This is a genomic window from Dehalobacter sp. MCB1, from assembly GCF_003590275.1.
GTDB lineage: Bacteria > Bacillota > Desulfitobacteriia > Desulfitobacteriales > Syntrophobotulaceae > Dehalobacter.
On sequence record NZ_LXPC01000012.1, the window covers coordinates 50,974 to 67,428 of the forward strand.

Here is a 16,455-nt window from a genome sequence, read left to right on the forward strand (position 1 = left end):
ATGATGAATCATGACATCCACCATCTAAACGTTGAACAAAACAGTCCACAAAACAGTCAATCCGGTGAACTCTTTATCATCAAACAGAATAAAAGACTGAGATGCGGCTTTACTACGGGATCCTGTGCGGCTGCTGCTGCCAAGGCTGGGGCGGTAATGCTGCTCTCGGGAGACCTGTGCACACAAATAGCCATTGCGACACCGAAAGGGATACCGGTTACGATGCAGGTGCTGGAAGTTCGGAGAGACATGAACCAGGTGACGTGTGCTGTAAAAAAGGACAGCGGCGATGACCCGGATGTGACTAACGGCATCCTTATTTTTGCGACGGTCACCAGAGCGAACCATAATAATATTCAGGTTGATGGCGGCCAGGGCGTCGGCAGAATCACTAAGCCCGGGCTTGCCTGTTCTATAGGAGAACCGGCCATCAATCCTGTTCCCAGAAGTATGATTATGTCGGAAGTGGCGAAAGTCTGTGCCGAGTACGGTTATGAGGGAGGCCTGGAAATTACGATATCAGTTCCGGAAGGGGAGGCCATTGCCAGAAGAACCTTTAACCCACGGCTGGGCATTGTTGGCGGAATCTCTATTCTGGGAACAATAGGAATTGTCGAGCCGATGAGCGAAAAGGCCCTGATCGATACGATTCGACTGGAGATGAATCAGCAGAAAGAAAAGGGCTGCAGAGATCTGTTGGTCTGCCCTGGAAATTACGGTGAAACTTTTGCCCGCAGTACGCTGGGGCTGGAGAGTTCTCTGATTCACTGCAGCAATTATATCGGTGAAATGCTGGATTTTACCTTGGAATTAGGCTTTGACGGCCTGCTGCTGATTGGACATGCCGGAAAATTGGTCAAGCTGGCAGCGGGCATTATGAATACCCACTCCCGCTATGCGGACTGCCGCATGGAAGTTATCGCCGTACATGCTGCCTTACACGGTGCCGGGAAGGAGATAGTCAAAGAAATTATGGCTAGCCTGACAGCACCGCAGGCCGTTACGGTATTAGACCGGCACGGGCTTAGAAACCAGGTATTTGAGTCCATCATGTTAAAAATTGATGAATATGTGAATTACCGCCTGCAGAATAAGGTGAAAGCCGGTGTGATCCTGTATTCCAATGAACAGGGTATCCTGGGCAAAACACCGCAGGCGGATGAAATAGTCAATAAAATAAAAAGGATGAAGCCATCATGAAAGCAGCATTATACGGAATAGGCGTAGGTCCGGGAGACTTTGAACTGATGACCTTAAAGGCCGTCCGAATCATCAGCGAGGCAGATCTTATTGCTGTTCCGCGGACGGATGAAAAAGAAATGACCGCCTGGAATATTGCCAAGCAGGCTGTGGACCTCTCCACAAAAGAAATACTGGAACTTTACATGCCGATGACACGGGATGCCCAAATGCTGGAGCAAAGCCATCAGGAAGCAGCTGAACAGATCATCGACCAGCTCAAACAAAACAAATCTGTGGCTTTTCTTACGCTAGGGGATCCATCGATCTATTCCACATACATTTATCTGCATAACCGGGTTTTGGAAGCAGGCTATGATGCCCGGCTGATTCCGGGGGTCCCGTCCTTCTGTGCTGTAGCAGCAAGACTTAATGTGCCTCTCTGCGAGGGCGCCCAGCCGTTGCACATTATCCCCGCATCCTATGAAGGGTCCTTTGATTACCTGGACTGGGGCGGAACCAAGGTGCTGATGAAATCAGGAAGGGAATTTGGCAAGGTTAAGGAAGAGCTTATCAGCAAAGATCTGGTTAAGCATACCCAGATGGTGGAATGCTGCGGGATGCCGTCAGAGAGAGTTATAAAAGATATCAGTGTAGCCGAGGGGAAAGCAAGCTATTTTTCCACGATCATTGTGAAAGAAAAGGAGATTGTCAGATGATTTATTTTATTGGGGCCGGTCCGGGCGCGGTAGATTTAATCACGGTTCGCGGAAAGACGCTTTTGGAACAGGCCGATGTTGTGATTTATGCAGGCTCGCTGGTCAACCCGGAGCTATTGAATGTTACGAAGAAGGAATGCACCGTTTACGACAGTGCCGGGATGACACTGGAAGAGGTGCTTGCTGTGATGGTTCCTGCCACCCGGGCAGGTAAACTGGTCGTGCGTCTGCATACCGGCGATCCAAGCATTTACGGAGCGATCCGTGAGCAGATGGATCTGCTTGATGCCGAGGGCCTGTATTACGAAGTCGTACCTGGAGTCAGCTCGTTTTTCGGAGCTGCTGCCTCCTTGAAGAAGGAGTATACATTGCCGGATATCAGCCAAACTGTAATTATTACCCGCATGGAAGGAAGAACCCCGGTACCGCCTAAGGAAGACATTGCTCTCCTGGCGTCGCATCAGGCGACCATGGCAATTTTCTTAAGTACAGGGATGCTGGAGAACTTAAGTGCCAAGCTTATGGAAGGCGGTTACGCCGCTGACACTCCGGCAGCGATTGTTTATAAGGCAACCTGGCCGGATGAGAAGCAGTTCCGCTGTACGGTAGGGACATTGGCGAGGACAGCTAAAGAGAACCATATCACCAAAACGGCCTTGATTCTAGTGGGCAGATTTTTGGGAAACGACTTCGAAAGATCTAAACTTTACGATCCGGCATTTACGCATGAATTTCGGGAAGGAATCGATCCACTGCCTTCTTGGACTGAGGATTTGAAATGAAGATAAGCATCCTGGCTTTTACCGCCAATGGAGTCGCTCTCAGCCTGAAAATAAAAGAGCTGTTGGATGCTCAAGGTAATCATACGGCTTGCTATCAGCCGGAAAAACTTACCGGGGCCGTCAATACAGCCGGCATGGCAGAACCCATTGCTCCGGATTTAAAGGTGTTTACAGGCAGACAGTTTGCAGAAAAAGACGCGCTAATTTTTGTTGGGGCCTGCGGGATTGCCGTCAGGGCAATCTCCTCCTTTGTTCAGGACAAGACGAAAGATCCGGCCGTTTTGTGTATTGACGAAAAGGGACGGTTCGTTATACCGCTCCTCTCCGGCCACATCGGCGGCGCCAACATGCTGGCGGACAGGATATCCGAAGCGCTAAACGCAATCCCTGTGATAACGACTGCAACGGATATAAACAGGCTTTTTTCGGTCGATGAATGGGCAGCTTTCCATGACGCCTGGATTTCGGATCTGAAAGTAGCGAAAGAAATTTCGGCACGACTATTGGCAGAAAAGCCGGTCGGGTTTTATAGCGAGCTGGACATAGAAGGAGAGATGCCGCGTTTATTGGAGAAGAATGAAAACAGCATGGGTATTGGCATTTGTGTTTCTCTGAATGACAAATTAAAACCCTATCCCATAACGCTGAATATCGTTCCCCGGACGGTGTATCTCGGAATTGGCTGCCGAAGGGGTACGCCGCTGCAGCGTATTGAGGATCTTGTCCTTGAGCAGTTGAGCAGGAACAACATCAGCTTTCAGGCCATTGCGGGCATTGCCAGTATTGACCTCAAAACAAAAGAACAGGGGCTGCTTGATTTTGCCGCAAAAAATAATCTGCCACTGCATTTTTTTAGTTCAGATGAACTTCTTTCCGTACCAGGCAAGTATACAGAATCGGAATTTGTAAGTAGTATTACCGGTGTCGGCAATGTCTGTGAGCGGGCGGCCTTAATGGTAAGCGCAGGCGGAGGGCTGATTAGCCGAAAAGTATCCGGGAATGGGGTAACAATAGCTCTTGCTCAGAAGGAATGGAGGGTTAGCTTTGAATATTAGAATGATCGGGATCGATCATGAAAAAGCATCATTAAAGGAACGCGAAATGTTTGCCTTTACACCGATTCAAAGCAGACAGGCCATGGAAGCTGCTGTAAATAATTATGGTGTGGAAGGCGCAGTAATTATATCCACCTGCAACCGTACGGAGCTATGGGTCAGCGAAAATGAAGGATCTCTAGTTAATTTGAAAGAAATTCTCTACGGTCTGAAGCGAATTGAGAAGGAAGACAGGGATAAATATGAGCGCTTATTTGTTATCCGGCAGTCCCGTGAGGCCTTTGTTCACCTCTTTCAAACTGCCTGCGGATTGAAGTCTCAGATTTGGGGAGAAAGCCAAATTTTATCCCAAATTAAAAAAGCCATTGAAGAGGCCAGAGAGACAGGTACTGCTGACCTTTATCTGGAAAAACTTTTTCAGATGGCCATAACCTCGGCGAAGAAAGTAAAAACACAGATTCAGCTGACGACGACGGACGTATCGGTAGCAACGAAAGCTCTGGAGCGGATCCAGGAAGTCTTTCCTGACTTGGGGGAAAAGCGGTGTCTGGTCATTGGCAACGGCGAGATGGGAAAGATTGTAGCCGCACAGCTTGCAGATTGTGGGGCGGAGGTTTTGATCACCTTAAGACAGCGTAAACACGGAGCTTATTTATTGCCGAAACAATGTACGGGCGTGGATTACGAAAAACGCCATACGGTGCTAGCCGACATGGATGTAGTGGTAAGCGTGACGTCCAGCCCACATTATACGATTAAAGCTGATGCCTTAATTTCAGCTCTGGCGCAGAATCATAGGCCAAGAATCTTTTGTGATCTGGCAGTACCGAGGGATATCGAACCGAAAGTCGGAGATATGGAGAATATTACATTACTGGATATGGACAATTTGGGTCTAGGGAAGGCAGAGCTCAGAAACCAGAATGCTTTAGCAGCGGCTTATGAAATTATTGATGAACATATCGACAAATTTATAGAATCATTTGAAATCCGCAGTTATCTGCCGCTACTGCAAAGCATATCCAATTCAACATCGGAAAGGATATGCCGGAATTTGCAAAAAGATCTTGCGTACCTGAATTTAAGCGACCAAGACAAAGCATTCTTTGAAAACAGGCTGGCGCAAGTGGCAGAAAAGGCAGTAAGTTCGGTGCTGTTTGGGTTTAGGGACAGTATTGACCGGGATCTGTGGGATGAATGTTTTACAAATTTAGAGAAAGTAGTTAGGTAAGAAGGGCAATGAAAATATATGTCGTGGGATTAGGACCGGGCGGACCGGAGCAAATGACAAACCGTGCGCAGGAAGCACTTAGAAAAAGTGATATTTTAGTCGGATATACGCTTTATATCGATTTAATCAAGGATCAGTTTCCAGATAAAAAGTTAATTGCTACGCCGATGAAGAAAGAGGTGGATCGCTGCAGGACCGCGGTTGAAAAGGCGCTGGAAGGTGCAACGGTTGCTGTGGTCTCGAGCGGGGATGCCGGGGTCTATGGCATGGCAGGAATTGTGCTGGAGCTTGCAGAGCCGTATCCTTTCCTCGAGGTCGAAGTAATACCAGGAATCACAGCGGCCTGCAGCGGTGCAGCTGTTCTCGGAGCGCCGCTCATTCATGACTTTGCAGTCATCAGCCTCAGTGATCTATTAACGCCGTGGGAGAAGATCGAAGCCAGGCTTGCAGCGGCAGCCCAGGGAGATTTTGTCATTGTACTATACAACCCATCGAGTATCAAAAGGCACGATTATTTGAAAAAGGCTTGCGATATTGTGATGCGCCATCAGAATGCTAACCTGCCGTCCGGTATTGTCCGCAGCATCGGCAGAGAGGGCGAGAATTATGAAATTGTCTCCAGCCTGACTGAATTGAGAGAGAAGAAAGTTGATATGTTTACGACTGTCATTATCGGGAATTCACAGACAAGGGTAATCAACAACAAACTGGTCACACCGAGAGGATATAGGAAATGATGAAAATGCCGGTATTTTGGATCATTGCCGGGACAACTGAAGGCAGGGAGCTGATTGATGAGCTGCGGCGAAGTAACGCAAAAGTGTATGTTTCAGTGGCCACGGATTATGGCAGGGAGCTGATCGAACCGGATCAAAATCTTCACATCCAAGCGCGACGTTTGGGCCGGGAAGAAATGGCCGCCTTCATTCGGGAGGTTCAGCCGGACTGTGTCATTGATACAACACATCCTTACGCCCAAATTGTTACGGACAATATCTGCGAAGCTTGCCGCGAAACCGCAACGGACTATATCCGTCTGCAAAGGGAACCGGGCAGATTGGTCTCGAATAATCCGTCATTTAACGCAAATATATTGGAAAACATGATTTATGCGGACAACAGCGAGGATGCGGTACGGGTATTAAATGATAAGACTGGGAACATCTTTCTGAGCTGCGGAAGCAAGGAGATTGAAACGTTTACCGGAATCAAGGACTATCAGGAGCGGGTATTTGCCAGGGTCCTTCCGATGCAGGATGTAATGGAGAAGTGTGAAAAGCTGGGCTTTAAGAAGTCAAATATAAGCTATATGCAGGGCCCATTTTCCAAAGAGCTGAACATTGCCATGCTGAAAGCATCTCAAGCAAGATTTCTGGTGACAAAAGACTCCGGAGAGACCGGAGGATTCCAGGAAAAAATTGAAGCAGCACGTGAGCTGGGAATTACAGTGATTCTAATCAGGCGGCCGGAACAACCAGAGACACTGGAGCATCCAGGTAAAATAGATGAGAAAGAAGATGCGCAACAGCATACGTTTTACAACAAGGAACAGGTTTTGCACAAGCTTGCCTGGGACTATTCTCTGGAACAGCGTCCGAATCAGCCTTGGTTTCCGCTTTTTGTTTCTCTTCAGAATAAAAAGATTGTTGTCTTCGGGGGCGGAAAGATTGCGGCAAGAAGAATCAGAACATTACTGCCGTTTGATGCCGACATTACCGTGATTACGCCTGAACTTGTCCCGGAGCTTAAACAAGAATTGGCAGATAATGGAAGAGTCACTTTGCTCTGTCGCAAGTATCAGGAAGGGGACTGTAATGGGGCTGACCTGGTTCTGGCAGTAACCAATGAAACACAAGTAAACCGTCAAATTGCCGAAGAATGCACCCGGTATGGAATCCCTGTCAGTGTCGCAGATTGTAAGGAACTATGTACGTTCTATTTCCCGGCAGTGGTCAGGAAGGGAAATGTGGTGATCGGGCTCACGGCCAGCGGGGAAGACCATACGAAGGCTAAGAAGACAGCAGAGAAGCTGAGGCTATACATGAATGAACACTTGGACGAATAAATAATGACGAATAAATAACATAATGAAATAAACGAACAATAAGTAACTTTGATTAAATGAGAATAGAGGTAGCCGAATGGGAAAAAGAAAAATAATTGTCGGCAGCCGGGAAAGCAGGCTGGCGGTGATCCAGTCACAATTTGTTATGGAGCAGATCCGAAAAAATCATCCTGAATTGGAACTTGAGCTTATTACCATGAAGACCACAGGGGACGTCATTTTGGAACAGACGTTGGACAAAATAGGAGGAAAAGGCCTTTTTGTGAAAGAACTGGACAGGGCGCTCTGTCAAGGTGTAATTGATATCGCTGTTCACAGTTTAAAGGATATGCCGGCAGAAATACCGGAGGACCTGCCGATTACGGCATTTTCTAAAAGAGAAGATCCTCGGGACGTACTGGTTTTGCCGCAGGGGACAGGATCTATAGAAAATCTAGACAAAGAAAAGGCTGTTGGCTGTTCCAGCGCACGCCGAACAATCCAGTTTTTAGATCTGTATCCCGGTTTAGATGTCAAGCCTGTGCGGGGCAACGTACTTACCCGGCTCAAAAAGCTGGACGAGGGTGAATTCAGTTCTCTGCTGCTGGCTTTCGCCGGACTTAAGCGGCTGTCACTGGAAAACCGTATCAGTAGGGTGTTTTCCACTGAGGAAATGATCCCCTCTGCCGGACAGGGAATCCTGGCGATTCAGGGCAGAAAAGGCGAGGATCTCAACTTTTTGGCGTGTATTAACGACAAAGATGCTCAGACAGCAGCCCTGGCTGAAAGAGCCTTTATTCAAAAACTTGACGGCGGGTGCAGTTCACCTGCTGCGGCATTTGCCGAAGTGCATGGTACAGAAGTCAGGATCACCGGCCTCTATGTCGATGTTGAAACCGGTGAAAAGGCCAAAGGCAGCATGACCGGCGACCGCAGGGATGCGGCGGAAATAGGATACAGATTGGCAACGAGACTACTTGCGGAGGTAAGATAAATGGAGCAAAAGAGAACGGGAAAAGTTTGGCTGGTTGGGGCAGGCCCGTCTGATGCAGGACTGCTCACCGTAAAAGGGCTGCGTGTTCTTCAGAATGCAGAGGTTGTCATTTACGACAAGCTCGTAGGTATTGAAATCCTCAATTTAATCCCTAAAGACGCAAAAAAAATAGATGTCGGCAAGCTGCCGACCTATCATCGTATTCCGCAGGACGAGATCAACCGGATTCTGCTGGAAGAAGCCCTGGAAGGCAGGACAGTCGTTCGTCTGAAGGGCGGAGATCCGTTTATGTTCGGACGTGGCGGAGAGGAATTGGAACTGCTCCATGAACATCAGGTTCCGTTCGAGGTAGTACCTGGGGTGACATCGGCCATCGCGGTTCCTGCTTATGCAGGAATCCCGGTAACCCATAGGGACTTTTGTTCTTCCCTGCATATCATTACAGGACATACAAAAGAGGGCGAGACTCCGAATATTGATTTTCAGGCTGCTGTAAACATGAAAGGAACGTTGGTGTTCCTGATGGGAGTATCGGCGATCGAAAGTATTTCCGAAGGGCTGCTGGATGCTGGAATGGCTTCGGATATGCCGGCGGCGGTCATCGAAAGAGGAACGACAGCAAGACAACGCAAGCTTCTGACGACAGTCGGCAACCTGCCAGGTGACGCTGCAAAGGCGGAAATCCGCAACCCATCTGTTATCGTTATCGGCCAGGTCTGTTCCTTGTCCGAGAATTTCGAATGGGCAGGGAAGCGTCCGCTTGCAGGTAAACGTGTCGTGGTAACACGTCCGGAAAAACTTAATTCCGTCCTTAGTCAGAAGATCCGAGATCTTGGCGGGGAAGCTTTGGAATTCCCATGTATCCAAACCAGACCAATAAGCGACAATAAAGCATTTAATGCTGCACTGGAGCGGATCAAAGAATATAACTGGCTTGTTTTTTCCAGCGCGGCTGGCGTAGAGGCTCTCTTTGACAGAATATACGAAATGGGGAGAGACATCCGTGACCTGTACGGGATTAAGATCGCGGTTATCGGAGCCGGAACGGCCAAGGTGTTTACCCAGCGCGGCATTCGCATTGAGTATATGCCGGAAAGCTATAACGTCGCCAGCCTTGCCAGCGGCCTCGTCAACGTTCTGGCACCTGGAGAAAAAGTGTTGGTCTTACGGGCCAGGGAAGGATCGGAAGATCTAAACCGCATTTTTGATCAAGCAGGAATCTGCTATGAAGATATTCCGGTTTATGACACGTTCTACGAATCAGACAGCAGTATTTTTTCAAAAGAAATAATCCTGTCTTATGATTTTGATTATGCGGCATTTACAAGTGCTTCGACAGTAGGCGGATTTGTCAATGCCCTGCCGCAGCTGGATTTTACAAAGGTGACGGCAGTTTGCATTGGTGAAGAAACAGCCAAGGTGGCCCGAAGCCACGGGATGAAGTGTATTATTGCCGAAAAAGCTACTTTGGACAGTATGGTTGAGGCAATCTCGCAGTAGCAGTAAATGGCGGCCAAAGGAGGTACCGATGGAAGCAATCAGACCGAGAAGATTGAGAAAAGACAACGTTACCCGGGAGTTGGTACGTGAAACTCGTCTTTCTAAAAGTGCCCTGATCTACCCGATATTTATCAAGGAAGGCAGTGCAATTGAAGAAAATATCGCAGCGATGGACGGCCAGAAGCGCTACAGCCCGGACCGGGTTGAACATGCGGTGGAGACCGTCATCAAGGCTGGTATCGGCAGTGTTCTGCTTTTCGGGGTACCGGAGCACAGTCGCAAGGATGAGACCGGAAGTGAGGCCTATAACGAAAACGGTGCCCTGCAGCAGGCCGTTCGGAAAATCAAGTTGAGCTTTCCACAGATTAATGTCATTACAGATGTATGCCTTTGCGAATATACCAGTCACGGACATTGTGGCCTATTAAAAGGCAAGGAAGTGGATAATGACGGTACTCTGTCAATACTGGCCAAAGTGGCAGTATCCCATGCCCAGGCCGGTGCAGATATGGTAGCGCCATCCGATATGATGGATGGACGGATACAAGCCATCCGCGAAGCGTTGGACCAACACCATTTTACGACCCTACCGATTATGTCCTATTCGGCCAAGTATGCATCCTCCTTCTATGGACCTTTTCGGGAGGCAGCCGGATGTGCACCGTCTTTCGGAGACCGGAAAACTTATCAAATGGATTATCATAATCTGCGTGAAGCCGTCCGGGAATCTGAACTTGATGTGCTGGAAGGGGCGGACATTTTGATGGTCAAACCGGCTCTGGCTTACCTGGATGTGATTGCCAAGCTCAAAGAGACATTTGACCTTCCCCTGGCTGCTTACAGTGTCAGCGGAGAGTACAGCATGATCAAGGCGGCAGCAAAAGCCGGACTGATTGATGAGGCCGCGATGATCTGCGAAACGACCGTGAGTTTTTTTCGGGCAGGAACCGATATGCTGATCACATATTTTGCACCGGAGATTGCGGCGTATATCAGTGAAGGAAGAATTGGTTAAGATTTAACAGTTAAAAGGCAGGTACAAGCTATGAAATCGGAAATATTATATGAAAAGGCTAAACAGCTGATGCCCGGCGGAGTCAACAGTCCTGTGCGTAATTTTCAGTCTGTCGGCGATACGCCGCGCTTTATCAGCCGTGCCAAAGGGGCAAGACTCTATGATGTAGACGGTAACGAGTATATCGATTATATCGGCTCTTGGGGGCCGATGATCCTCGGACATGCCAACCCGGAAGTGCTGGAGGCTGTCGTGACGGCAGCTGAAAGAGGCTTGAGCTTCGGAGCTGCCACAGAAGCTGAGGTCAGGATGGCCCAATTGATCTGTGACTTGGTTCCGTCAATTGAAATGATCCGAATGGTCAATTCAGGAACAGAAGCAACGATGAGCGCAGTACGTGCAGCTCGCGGTTTTACCGGCAGAAATAAAATTATTAAATTCGAAGGCTGTTACCATGGACACAGCGACGCAATGCTGGTCAAGGCAGGATCGGGGGTTATGTCCTCCGGCGTACCGAGCAGCCTCGGGGTTCCTCCTGGATGTGCCGCTGATACTCTGACGGCGGTATTTAATGATATTGGCAGTGTGCAGGCCTTATTTGAAAACAATAAAGATCAGGTTGCAGCAGTGATTGTTGAGCTTGTACCTGCCAATATGGGTGTTGTCCTGCCGAAGCCGGGTTTTCTGCAGGAACTGCAAAAGCTTTGTACTGAAAACAGCACATTGCTCATTGCCGATGAGGTTATTACCGGATTCAGGCTTGGTCTAGGCGGAGCCCAGGAACTGTTTGGCATTAAGCCGGATTTAACGGCTTATGGAAAAATTATTGGCGGCGGCATGCCGGTCGGGGCATACGGTGGAAGAAAAGAAATCATGCAGCAGGTCGCACCCTGCGGAGGAGTCTATCAGGCAGGAACTTTAAGCGGAAACCCTGTGGCCATGGCTGCAGGTATTGCTCAACTGTCTATTCTTAAAAACAACCCGCAGATCTATACGCATATTGATAGTCTCTCAGCAAGACTAAGCAACGGATTACGGGAACTGATCAAAGCTAGAGGCCTAAAGGCGACGGTAAACAGTATCGGCTCGCTTTCAACGCTGTTGTTTACCAAACGGGAAGTCTATAATTATACCGATGCCTTGACCAGTGATACGAAGATGTATGGACGATTCTTCAGTGCCATGCTGAATCAGGGAATTTATCTTGCCCCTGCGCAATTCGAAGCGGTATTTATCTCTAATTCCCATACGGAAGTGGATATTGACCGGACGCTGGAGTGTGCAGAGAAGGCCTTAAGATCTCTCTAAATTTGAATAACCGATTTCATTAGAATACCAGGTAATGGAGTTAGAATTTTCAATTAAGGAATTATTTTTTGGAAAGGGAAGAGTGCGATGACGGGAATTTTAATCTTAGCTCATGGTAGCAGACAAAGTGAAACGGAAAATACGCTGCAGAAAATCATTGAGATGGTTAAGGAAGAACTGAAGTCTGGACTCAATACTAATCTAATTGAATATGCGTTCTTACAATTTTCCGCTAACAATCTGGAAACGGGCCTGAAAAAACTTCTTGACCGGGGAGTTACAGAGATCAAGGTCATTCCGTATTTCCTGTTTGCCGGTGTTCATATTCTGGAGGATATCCCGGCTGAAATTGATGAATTCTTGAAAGAATACCCCAATGTAAAAATCAGCTTTGGACAAACTTTGGGGGCAGATAAGAGACTTGCACAAATTGTTGTCGATCGGATAAAGGAAATGAGCGGTGACGCAAAATGCTGCAGCTGAACATCATTGGCATGGGCCCAGGCAATCTCCTGCAGCTGACTCGTGAGGCAGCGGAGGCAATAGAACGAAGCCAATGTCTGATTGGTGATAAGCGTATCCTGGCAGGATTGATAAACTTAGCAGATGGAAAAGACTTATATCATGCGACCCAGGACCGGCAGATCAGGGAATTTCTGCATACACTGCAGTCAGCCAGCGCGTGCGCCTATGAAGTTTCTATTCTGGTGTCTGGGGATGTTGGCTTCTACAGCCTGGCAAAGTCGCTCCTCGGCACTCTGGAATCCGAAAACCTCGTGGCTTCACCAAACATCCGCTTGATCTGTGGAATCGGATCACTTCAGTATTTTGCTTCGAAGCTCAGAACTTCCTGGGACGATGCCGTGATCTGCAGCCTGCATGGCAGAGCCAACAATATTGTCGGAAAAGTGATGAATAACAGGAAGGTATTTGTTCTGACAGGTGGAGACCAGAATCCGGCATCCATCTGTAGGAGACTCTGTGATTTCGGCTTAGCGCATGTCAAAGTCAGTATTGGTGAAAACCTATCTTATCCGGATGAGAGGATTTGCACCGGAAAGGCCCAAGAATTTCTTGAACAGCCCTTCACCTCACTGAGCGTCATGATAATCGAAAATGTAACGCCGCTGAACCGGGCCTGCATCACGCACGGGCTTCCAGATGAATGGTTTGTGCGTGGTGATGTGCCGATGACCAAGCAGGAGGTCCGGGCAGTTTCTCTCTCTAAGCTACGTCTCCGCCAGGGCGATACCACCTACGACATTGGTGCCGGGACCGGTTCTGTTGCACTTGAAATGGCACTGCAGCAGTCGGATGGATTTGTCTATGCGATCGAAAAAAAAGATCAGGCGGTAGAGCTCATCCAAAGGAATAAAGAGAAATTCGGTGTAAAAAATCTTATTGTTATCAAAAATACGGCACCGGACGGAATTGCAGAGCTTCCGCCACCGGATAGGGTTTTTATCGGCGGCAGCAGCGGTAATTTGAAGGAAATACTCGATATGGTTTATGCCAAAAACCCGGTTGCGGGAATTGTTATCAATGCAATTACGCTGGAAACCCTGAATGAAGCCATGGATTACTATAACGATCAGACTGTTTATGATGTAGAGATTGTTCAAGTAATGGTCTCCAAAGCCAGAAAGCTGGCGAATTATCATCTCTTTACGGGACAGAACCCGGTGTTTGTGTTATCGGTCTGGCCTGTTGGAGTAAGCGTAGCGCATAAAGAAAGCTAAAATAAGCCATAAATCAAAATGCGCCCCCAAATATTAACCCAGAAAAAGTAGGAAGGTAAATAATCATGGAGCATCGATTTGAAAATGTACTGCCAGAGGAGATTGAAAAAAGAAGCTTTGAAATCATCACGGAAGAGCTTGGGGATATTCAACTGGATATGGAGAAAGCCCCAATCATCAAGCGGGTGATCCATACTTCGGCGGATTTTGATTATGTCCATAACTTGTGTTTTTCCGACAATGTCGTGCAGATTGCGCTTAGTGCCATTAAAAATGGGGCATCGATATTAACAGATACAAAAATGGCCAGCGTTGGAATTAATGCCGGCAAACTAGGCGCATATGGCGGAAAGGTTTACTGCTTTATATCCGATCAGGATGTAGCACAGGAAGCAAAGGAAAAGGGCAGCACACGCGCGGCTGTTTGCATGGAGAAGGCCAGTACCATTCCGGAACCGTTGATCATCGCCGTCGGAAATGCACCTACAGCACTGATCAGACTGGACCAGCTTATTCGCTCAGGACAGATTAAGCCGGTACTGGTGATTGGAGTTCCCGTCGGCTTTGTCAACGTTGTGCAGTCTAAAGAGCTGATCATGCTTTCCGGCGTTCCCTACATCGTAGCCAGAGGCCGAAAAGGCGGAAGCAATGTTGCTGCAGCCATTTGCAATGCACTTCTTTATTCGCTCTAAATTTTGACCTATGGTCAAACTACACCTACATCTTAACAATTTGACATTGTAAGGCGTTAGGTGTGCCCGCGTATACGCCTCGAAGCAAGAAACTTAAAGAAATCTCCGATATTGGGATTAGACGACATCTGGATAAATAAAAGACTTGTTCCTAGAAATTTGATAATAGAGACTAAAAAACGTCCGGGGCATTTAAGCATGTGCCGGATGTTTTAATTTATCTTAAGAATCCTTTTTTTCGAAATTCTAGCGGGGTCATCCCAACTATACCTTTAAAAATAGAATTAAAATGGTTTTGATAGTTATACCCCACCGCATCAGCAATCTCCTTTATGGGCTTATTGGAATTCAGCAAAAGATCCTTGCTTTGCTCAATCCGGATTTTATTAATATTGCCTGCAAGTGTTAAGTGTGTTTCTTTGTTTATTTGACTGGAAAGATATGAAGGGCTTAAGCCAAGATACCTGGCCAGCTGATTTAAAGTGATCTTTTCAGCATAATAACGTTTGATATACTGTAAAGCCCGGTTTATATGGATCGAATATTCCTTACAGGTTAAGACAGAAACGGCGTGTGTAAACACTTTAGAGATTTCTACCATTTGAATAATAATCTCTTCAGGTGAACTCTGTTTATTTATCTTGACAATAAAACGCTCCAGCAGAGACATCATCCGTTCATAGGGAGCATTTCCCTGAATGGCGTAAAGACAGCAGATACTGCCTGTAATGATGCAATTTAATTTTAGGGAAGAAATATATTGCTCATCGTAGGCCCGTGTTTGCCATAGCAAGTCCCCGGATTTTCTGAGAAGCAGTTGTATTCCTTTTTCATCTCCGCGGATGATGTTATCTCTAGCACTCTTAAGAAAAAAATAAATCATGTCATAATGGCTTTTTCTATCCTCCTCCAGACAGGGATTAAGCAAATTCTTATATCCTGCCTTGGGATCTCTTTCTTCCCAGCAGTGAAAATTTTGCTTCGAGCCGACTAATGTCTTGACATTGGGTTTACATAACACAAGGAGAAATCTTCCTAGGTAATCAATACGTTTTAAAGTGGTCAAAGGCACTGTTTTCAATGCGCTCTTGAACTCCTGCTTTTTCTGAAAGGATAATAATTGAGACCTGAGAATATTATCCAGAACTATTTCTGGAGGATCATGAACGATGAGCGGCCCAGAAACCACCGCTCCTATTTTTTTTGTTTTGTACCCAATCATCACAATGTTATAGACAAAGAAGTTCTTGGTAATAACAGTATGATAAGTATTCAAGTCAAAAGAGTCTTGTTCAAACAAAGCTGTAAGAAAATTGATGATTTCACCAAACTCAAAATAGTCCATCAAGAATGTATAGTTGGATCCTCTTAGAATTGAAGGGCGATTAACCAGTGTTAACGGGACGTACAAGGTTGTAATTTCTGTAGCACCATAAAACGTTTCGACAATTTTTCTGACTATTTCTTTCTGCTGCATCACATTTTTCTCCTTTCCTTCGTTTGTCTAGTACGTTTAGCCAAATATTGTTTCAATTATCTAAATATTTTATCAATATTAATTATTTATAAAGCTATAATAATATTTGTTGCTTTTTTCTCATTTTTAAAGATGTTTAAATTTATTAAAAAAGTTTTTGTTTGGGATTATTAGATTTAGTCTATCTTTTGATATAAATATAACCTATTTAAACGATAGCATAAAAAATACGATATAAATAATTATAAAAAAGGGGGTGATATTTTGAAAAACATTCAAATGGTAGTGTTTGCTGTGGGCAAAGAATATTACGGCATTGACATTTTTTGTGCTCAGGAAATAATAAGGATTCCCAAGAACATTACCAAAATGCCGAACATGCCTTCGTTCATAGAAGGTATGTTAAACCTCAGAGATCAGGTTATTCCCGTGGTAGACCTTAGAAAAAGATTTGGTCTTGAAAACACGGAAACAGAAAATGACAGCCGGTTACTGGTGCTTAAGCTGGAAGGAATGCTTTTAGGCAATATTGTGGATGATGTTTCCGAGGTTCTGAGTGTAGGTGAAGAGTCCATCGAAAGTTTATGCGTCGAAATCGCCCATTTAGGCAATAGCTGCATCAAAGGGATCTGTAAAGTTGAGGATCGCTTGATTATGCTTCTGGATGTCACAAAATTAAAAAACGAAATATTTGCATCTGTTAGTTAAAAATGGAGGAAC

Annotated in this window: 16 protein-coding genes; 15 read left to right on the forward strand and 1 reads right to left on the reverse strand. The window is 46.5% G+C overall.

The window, feature by feature from the left end; all coding sequences use genetic code 11:
* Positions 1-3 precede the first annotated feature (3 nt).
* The 14 genes from cbiD (at position 4) to A7K50_RS08160 (ending at position 14,258) form a co-directional block, all read left to right on the forward strand.
* The gene (gene cbiD, locus A7K50_RS08095) at positions 4-1,200 is read left to right on the forward strand and encodes a cobalt-precorrin-5B (C(1))-methyltransferase CbiD (RefSeq protein ID WP_119775944.1); all 1,197 of its coding nucleotides are present in this window, start codon (positions 4-6) and stop codon (positions 1,198-1,200) included.
* Positions 1,197-1,898 (forward strand): precorrin-2 C(20)-methyltransferase, encoded by a 702-nt coding sequence (gene cobI, locus A7K50_RS08100; protein ID WP_119775484.1) that lies wholly within the window; start codon positions 1,197-1,199, stop codon positions 1,896-1,898. Before cbiD ends, cobI begins: the two co-directional genes overlap by 4 nt.
* Positions 1,895-2,680 (forward strand): precorrin-4 C(11)-methyltransferase, encoded by a 786-nt coding sequence (gene cobM, locus A7K50_RS08105; RefSeq protein ID WP_119775485.1) that lies wholly within the window; start codon positions 1,895-1,897, stop codon positions 2,678-2,680. The genes cobI and cobM overlap by 4 nt, the downstream gene beginning before the upstream one ends.
* On the forward strand, positions 2,677-3,735 hold the full coding sequence (locus A7K50_RS08110) for a cobalt-precorrin 5A hydrolase (protein WP_119775487.1): 1,059 nt from the start codon (positions 2,677-2,679) through the stop codon (positions 3,733-3,735). Before cobM ends, A7K50_RS08110 begins: the two co-directional genes overlap by 4 nt.
* A complete protein-coding gene (gene hemA, locus A7K50_RS08115) occupies positions 3,725-4,966 on the forward strand; it encodes a glutamyl-tRNA reductase (RefSeq protein WP_119775489.1) in 1,242 nt (413 codons plus the stop codon). The genes A7K50_RS08110 and hemA overlap by 11 nt, the downstream gene beginning before the upstream one ends.
* A gap of 8 nt (positions 4,967-4,974) precedes the next feature.
* The gene (cobJ, locus tag A7K50_RS08120) at positions 4,975-5,703 is read left to right on the forward strand and encodes a precorrin-3B C(17)-methyltransferase (RefSeq protein WP_119775491.1); all 729 of its coding nucleotides are present in this window, start codon (positions 4,975-4,977) and stop codon (positions 5,701-5,703) included.
* Positions 5,700-7,031: a precorrin-6A reductase gene (gene cobK, locus A7K50_RS08125; RefSeq protein WP_119775493.1), complete on the forward strand. Its 1,332-nt coding sequence runs from the start codon at positions 5,700-5,702 to the stop codon at positions 7,029-7,031. The genes cobJ and cobK overlap by 4 nt, the downstream gene beginning before the upstream one ends.
* Before the next feature lie 76 nt (positions 7,032-7,107).
* Positions 7,108-8,004, forward strand: coding sequence for a hydroxymethylbilane synthase (gene hemC / locus A7K50_RS08130; RefSeq protein ID WP_119775494.1), 897 nt, complete (start codon positions 7,108-7,110; stop codon positions 8,002-8,004).
* Positions 8,005-9,504, forward strand: coding sequence for a uroporphyrinogen-III C-methyltransferase (gene cobA, locus A7K50_RS08135; RefSeq protein WP_119775496.1), 1,500 nt, complete (start codon positions 8,005-8,007; stop codon positions 9,502-9,504).
* A gap of 28 nt (positions 9,505-9,532) precedes the next feature.
* Positions 9,533-10,519, forward strand: coding sequence for a porphobilinogen synthase (hemB, locus tag A7K50_RS08140; protein ID WP_119775498.1), 987 nt, complete (start codon positions 9,533-9,535; stop codon positions 10,517-10,519).
* 30 nt (positions 10,520-10,549) lie between these two features.
* Positions 10,550-11,827: a glutamate-1-semialdehyde 2,1-aminomutase gene (hemL, locus tag A7K50_RS08145; RefSeq protein WP_119775499.1), complete on the forward strand. Its 1,278-nt coding sequence runs from the start codon at positions 10,550-10,552 to the stop codon at positions 11,825-11,827.
* A gap of 87 nt (positions 11,828-11,914) precedes the next feature.
* Positions 11,915-12,310, forward strand: a complete 396-nt coding sequence (locus A7K50_RS08150) for a CbiX/SirB N-terminal domain-containing protein (RefSeq protein WP_119775501.1) — start codon at positions 11,915-11,917, stop codon at positions 12,308-12,310.
* Positions 12,298-13,566: a precorrin-6y C5,15-methyltransferase (decarboxylating) subunit CbiE gene (gene cbiE, locus A7K50_RS08155; protein WP_119775503.1), complete on the forward strand. Its 1,269-nt coding sequence runs from the start codon at positions 12,298-12,300 to the stop codon at positions 13,564-13,566. Before A7K50_RS08150 ends, cbiE begins: the two co-directional genes overlap by 13 nt.
* 65 nt (positions 13,567-13,631) lie before the next feature.
* Entirely contained in the window at positions 13,632-14,258 is a 627-nt protein-coding gene (locus tag A7K50_RS08160; protein WP_015044961.1) for a precorrin-8X methylmutase, read from the forward strand.
* A gap of 217 nt (positions 14,259-14,475) precedes the next feature.
* On the opposite strand, the gene A7K50_RS14335 is transcribed toward A7K50_RS08160, so the two are convergent.
* Positions 14,476-15,735, reverse strand: a complete 1,260-nt coding sequence (locus tag A7K50_RS14335; protein ID WP_243103688.1) for an AraC family transcriptional regulator — start codon at positions 15,733-15,735, stop codon at positions 14,476-14,478.
* Between the two features lie 264 nt (positions 15,736-15,999).
* Here A7K50_RS14335 and A7K50_RS08170 point away from each other — a divergent pair, with 264 nt between their 5' ends.
* Positions 16,000-16,443 carry a chemotaxis protein CheW gene (locus A7K50_RS08170; protein ID WP_243103689.1) on the forward strand — a complete coding sequence of 148 codons (444 nt, stop codon included), beginning with the start codon at positions 16,000-16,002 and terminating at the stop codon, positions 16,441-16,443.
* The last annotated feature ends 12 nt before the right edge of the window (positions 16,444-16,455 follow it).

What these genes read in the sequence shown, in the direction of transcription:
- cobM (WP_119775485.1), top strand. Translation starts at nt 1,895, where the DNA reads ATGATTTATTTTATTGGGGCCGGTCCGGGCGCGGTAGATTTAATCACG.
- cbiE (WP_119775503.1), top strand. Translation starts at nt 12,298, where the DNA reads ATGCTGCAGCTGAACATCATTGGCATGGGCCCAGGCAATCTCCTGCAG.
- hemC (WP_119775494.1), top strand. Translation starts at nt 7,108, where the DNA reads ATGGGAAAAAGAAAAATAATTGTCGGCAGCCGGGAAAGCAGGCTGGCG.
- A7K50_RS08110 (WP_119775487.1), top strand. Translation starts at nt 2,677, where the DNA reads ATGAAGATAAGCATCCTGGCTTTTACCGCCAATGGAGTCGCTCTCAGC.
- hemB (WP_119775498.1), top strand. Translation starts at nt 9,533, where the DNA reads ATGGAAGCAATCAGACCGAGAAGATTGAGAAAAGACAACGTTACCCGG.
- A7K50_RS08160 (WP_015044961.1), top strand. Translation starts at nt 13,632, where the DNA reads ATGGAGCATCGATTTGAAAATGTACTGCCAGAGGAGATTGAAAAAAGA.
- cobK (WP_119775493.1), top strand. Translation starts at nt 5,700, where the DNA reads ATGATGAAAATGCCGGTATTTTGGATCATTGCCGGGACAACTGAAGGC.
- A7K50_RS14335 (WP_243103688.1), bottom strand. Translation starts at nt 15,735, where the DNA reads ATGCAGCAGAAAGAAATAGTCAGAAAAATTGTCGAAACGTTTTATGGT.
- A7K50_RS08150 (WP_119775501.1), top strand. Translation starts at nt 11,915, where the DNA reads ATGACGGGAATTTTAATCTTAGCTCATGGTAGCAGACAAAGTGAAACG.
- hemL (WP_119775499.1), top strand. Translation starts at nt 10,550, where the DNA reads ATGAAATCGGAAATATTATATGAAAAGGCTAAACAGCTGATGCCCGGC.
- cobI (WP_119775484.1), top strand. Translation starts at nt 1,197, where the DNA reads ATGAAAGCAGCATTATACGGAATAGGCGTAGGTCCGGGAGACTTTGAA.
- cobA (WP_119775496.1), top strand. Translation starts at nt 8,005, where the DNA reads ATGGAGCAAAAGAGAACGGGAAAAGTTTGGCTGGTTGGGGCAGGCCCG.
- cbiD (WP_119775944.1), top strand. Translation starts at nt 4, where the DNA reads ATGAATCATGACATCCACCATCTAAACGTTGAACAAAACAGTCCACAA.
- cobJ (WP_119775491.1), top strand. Translation starts at nt 4,975, where the DNA reads ATGAAAATATATGTCGTGGGATTAGGACCGGGCGGACCGGAGCAAATG.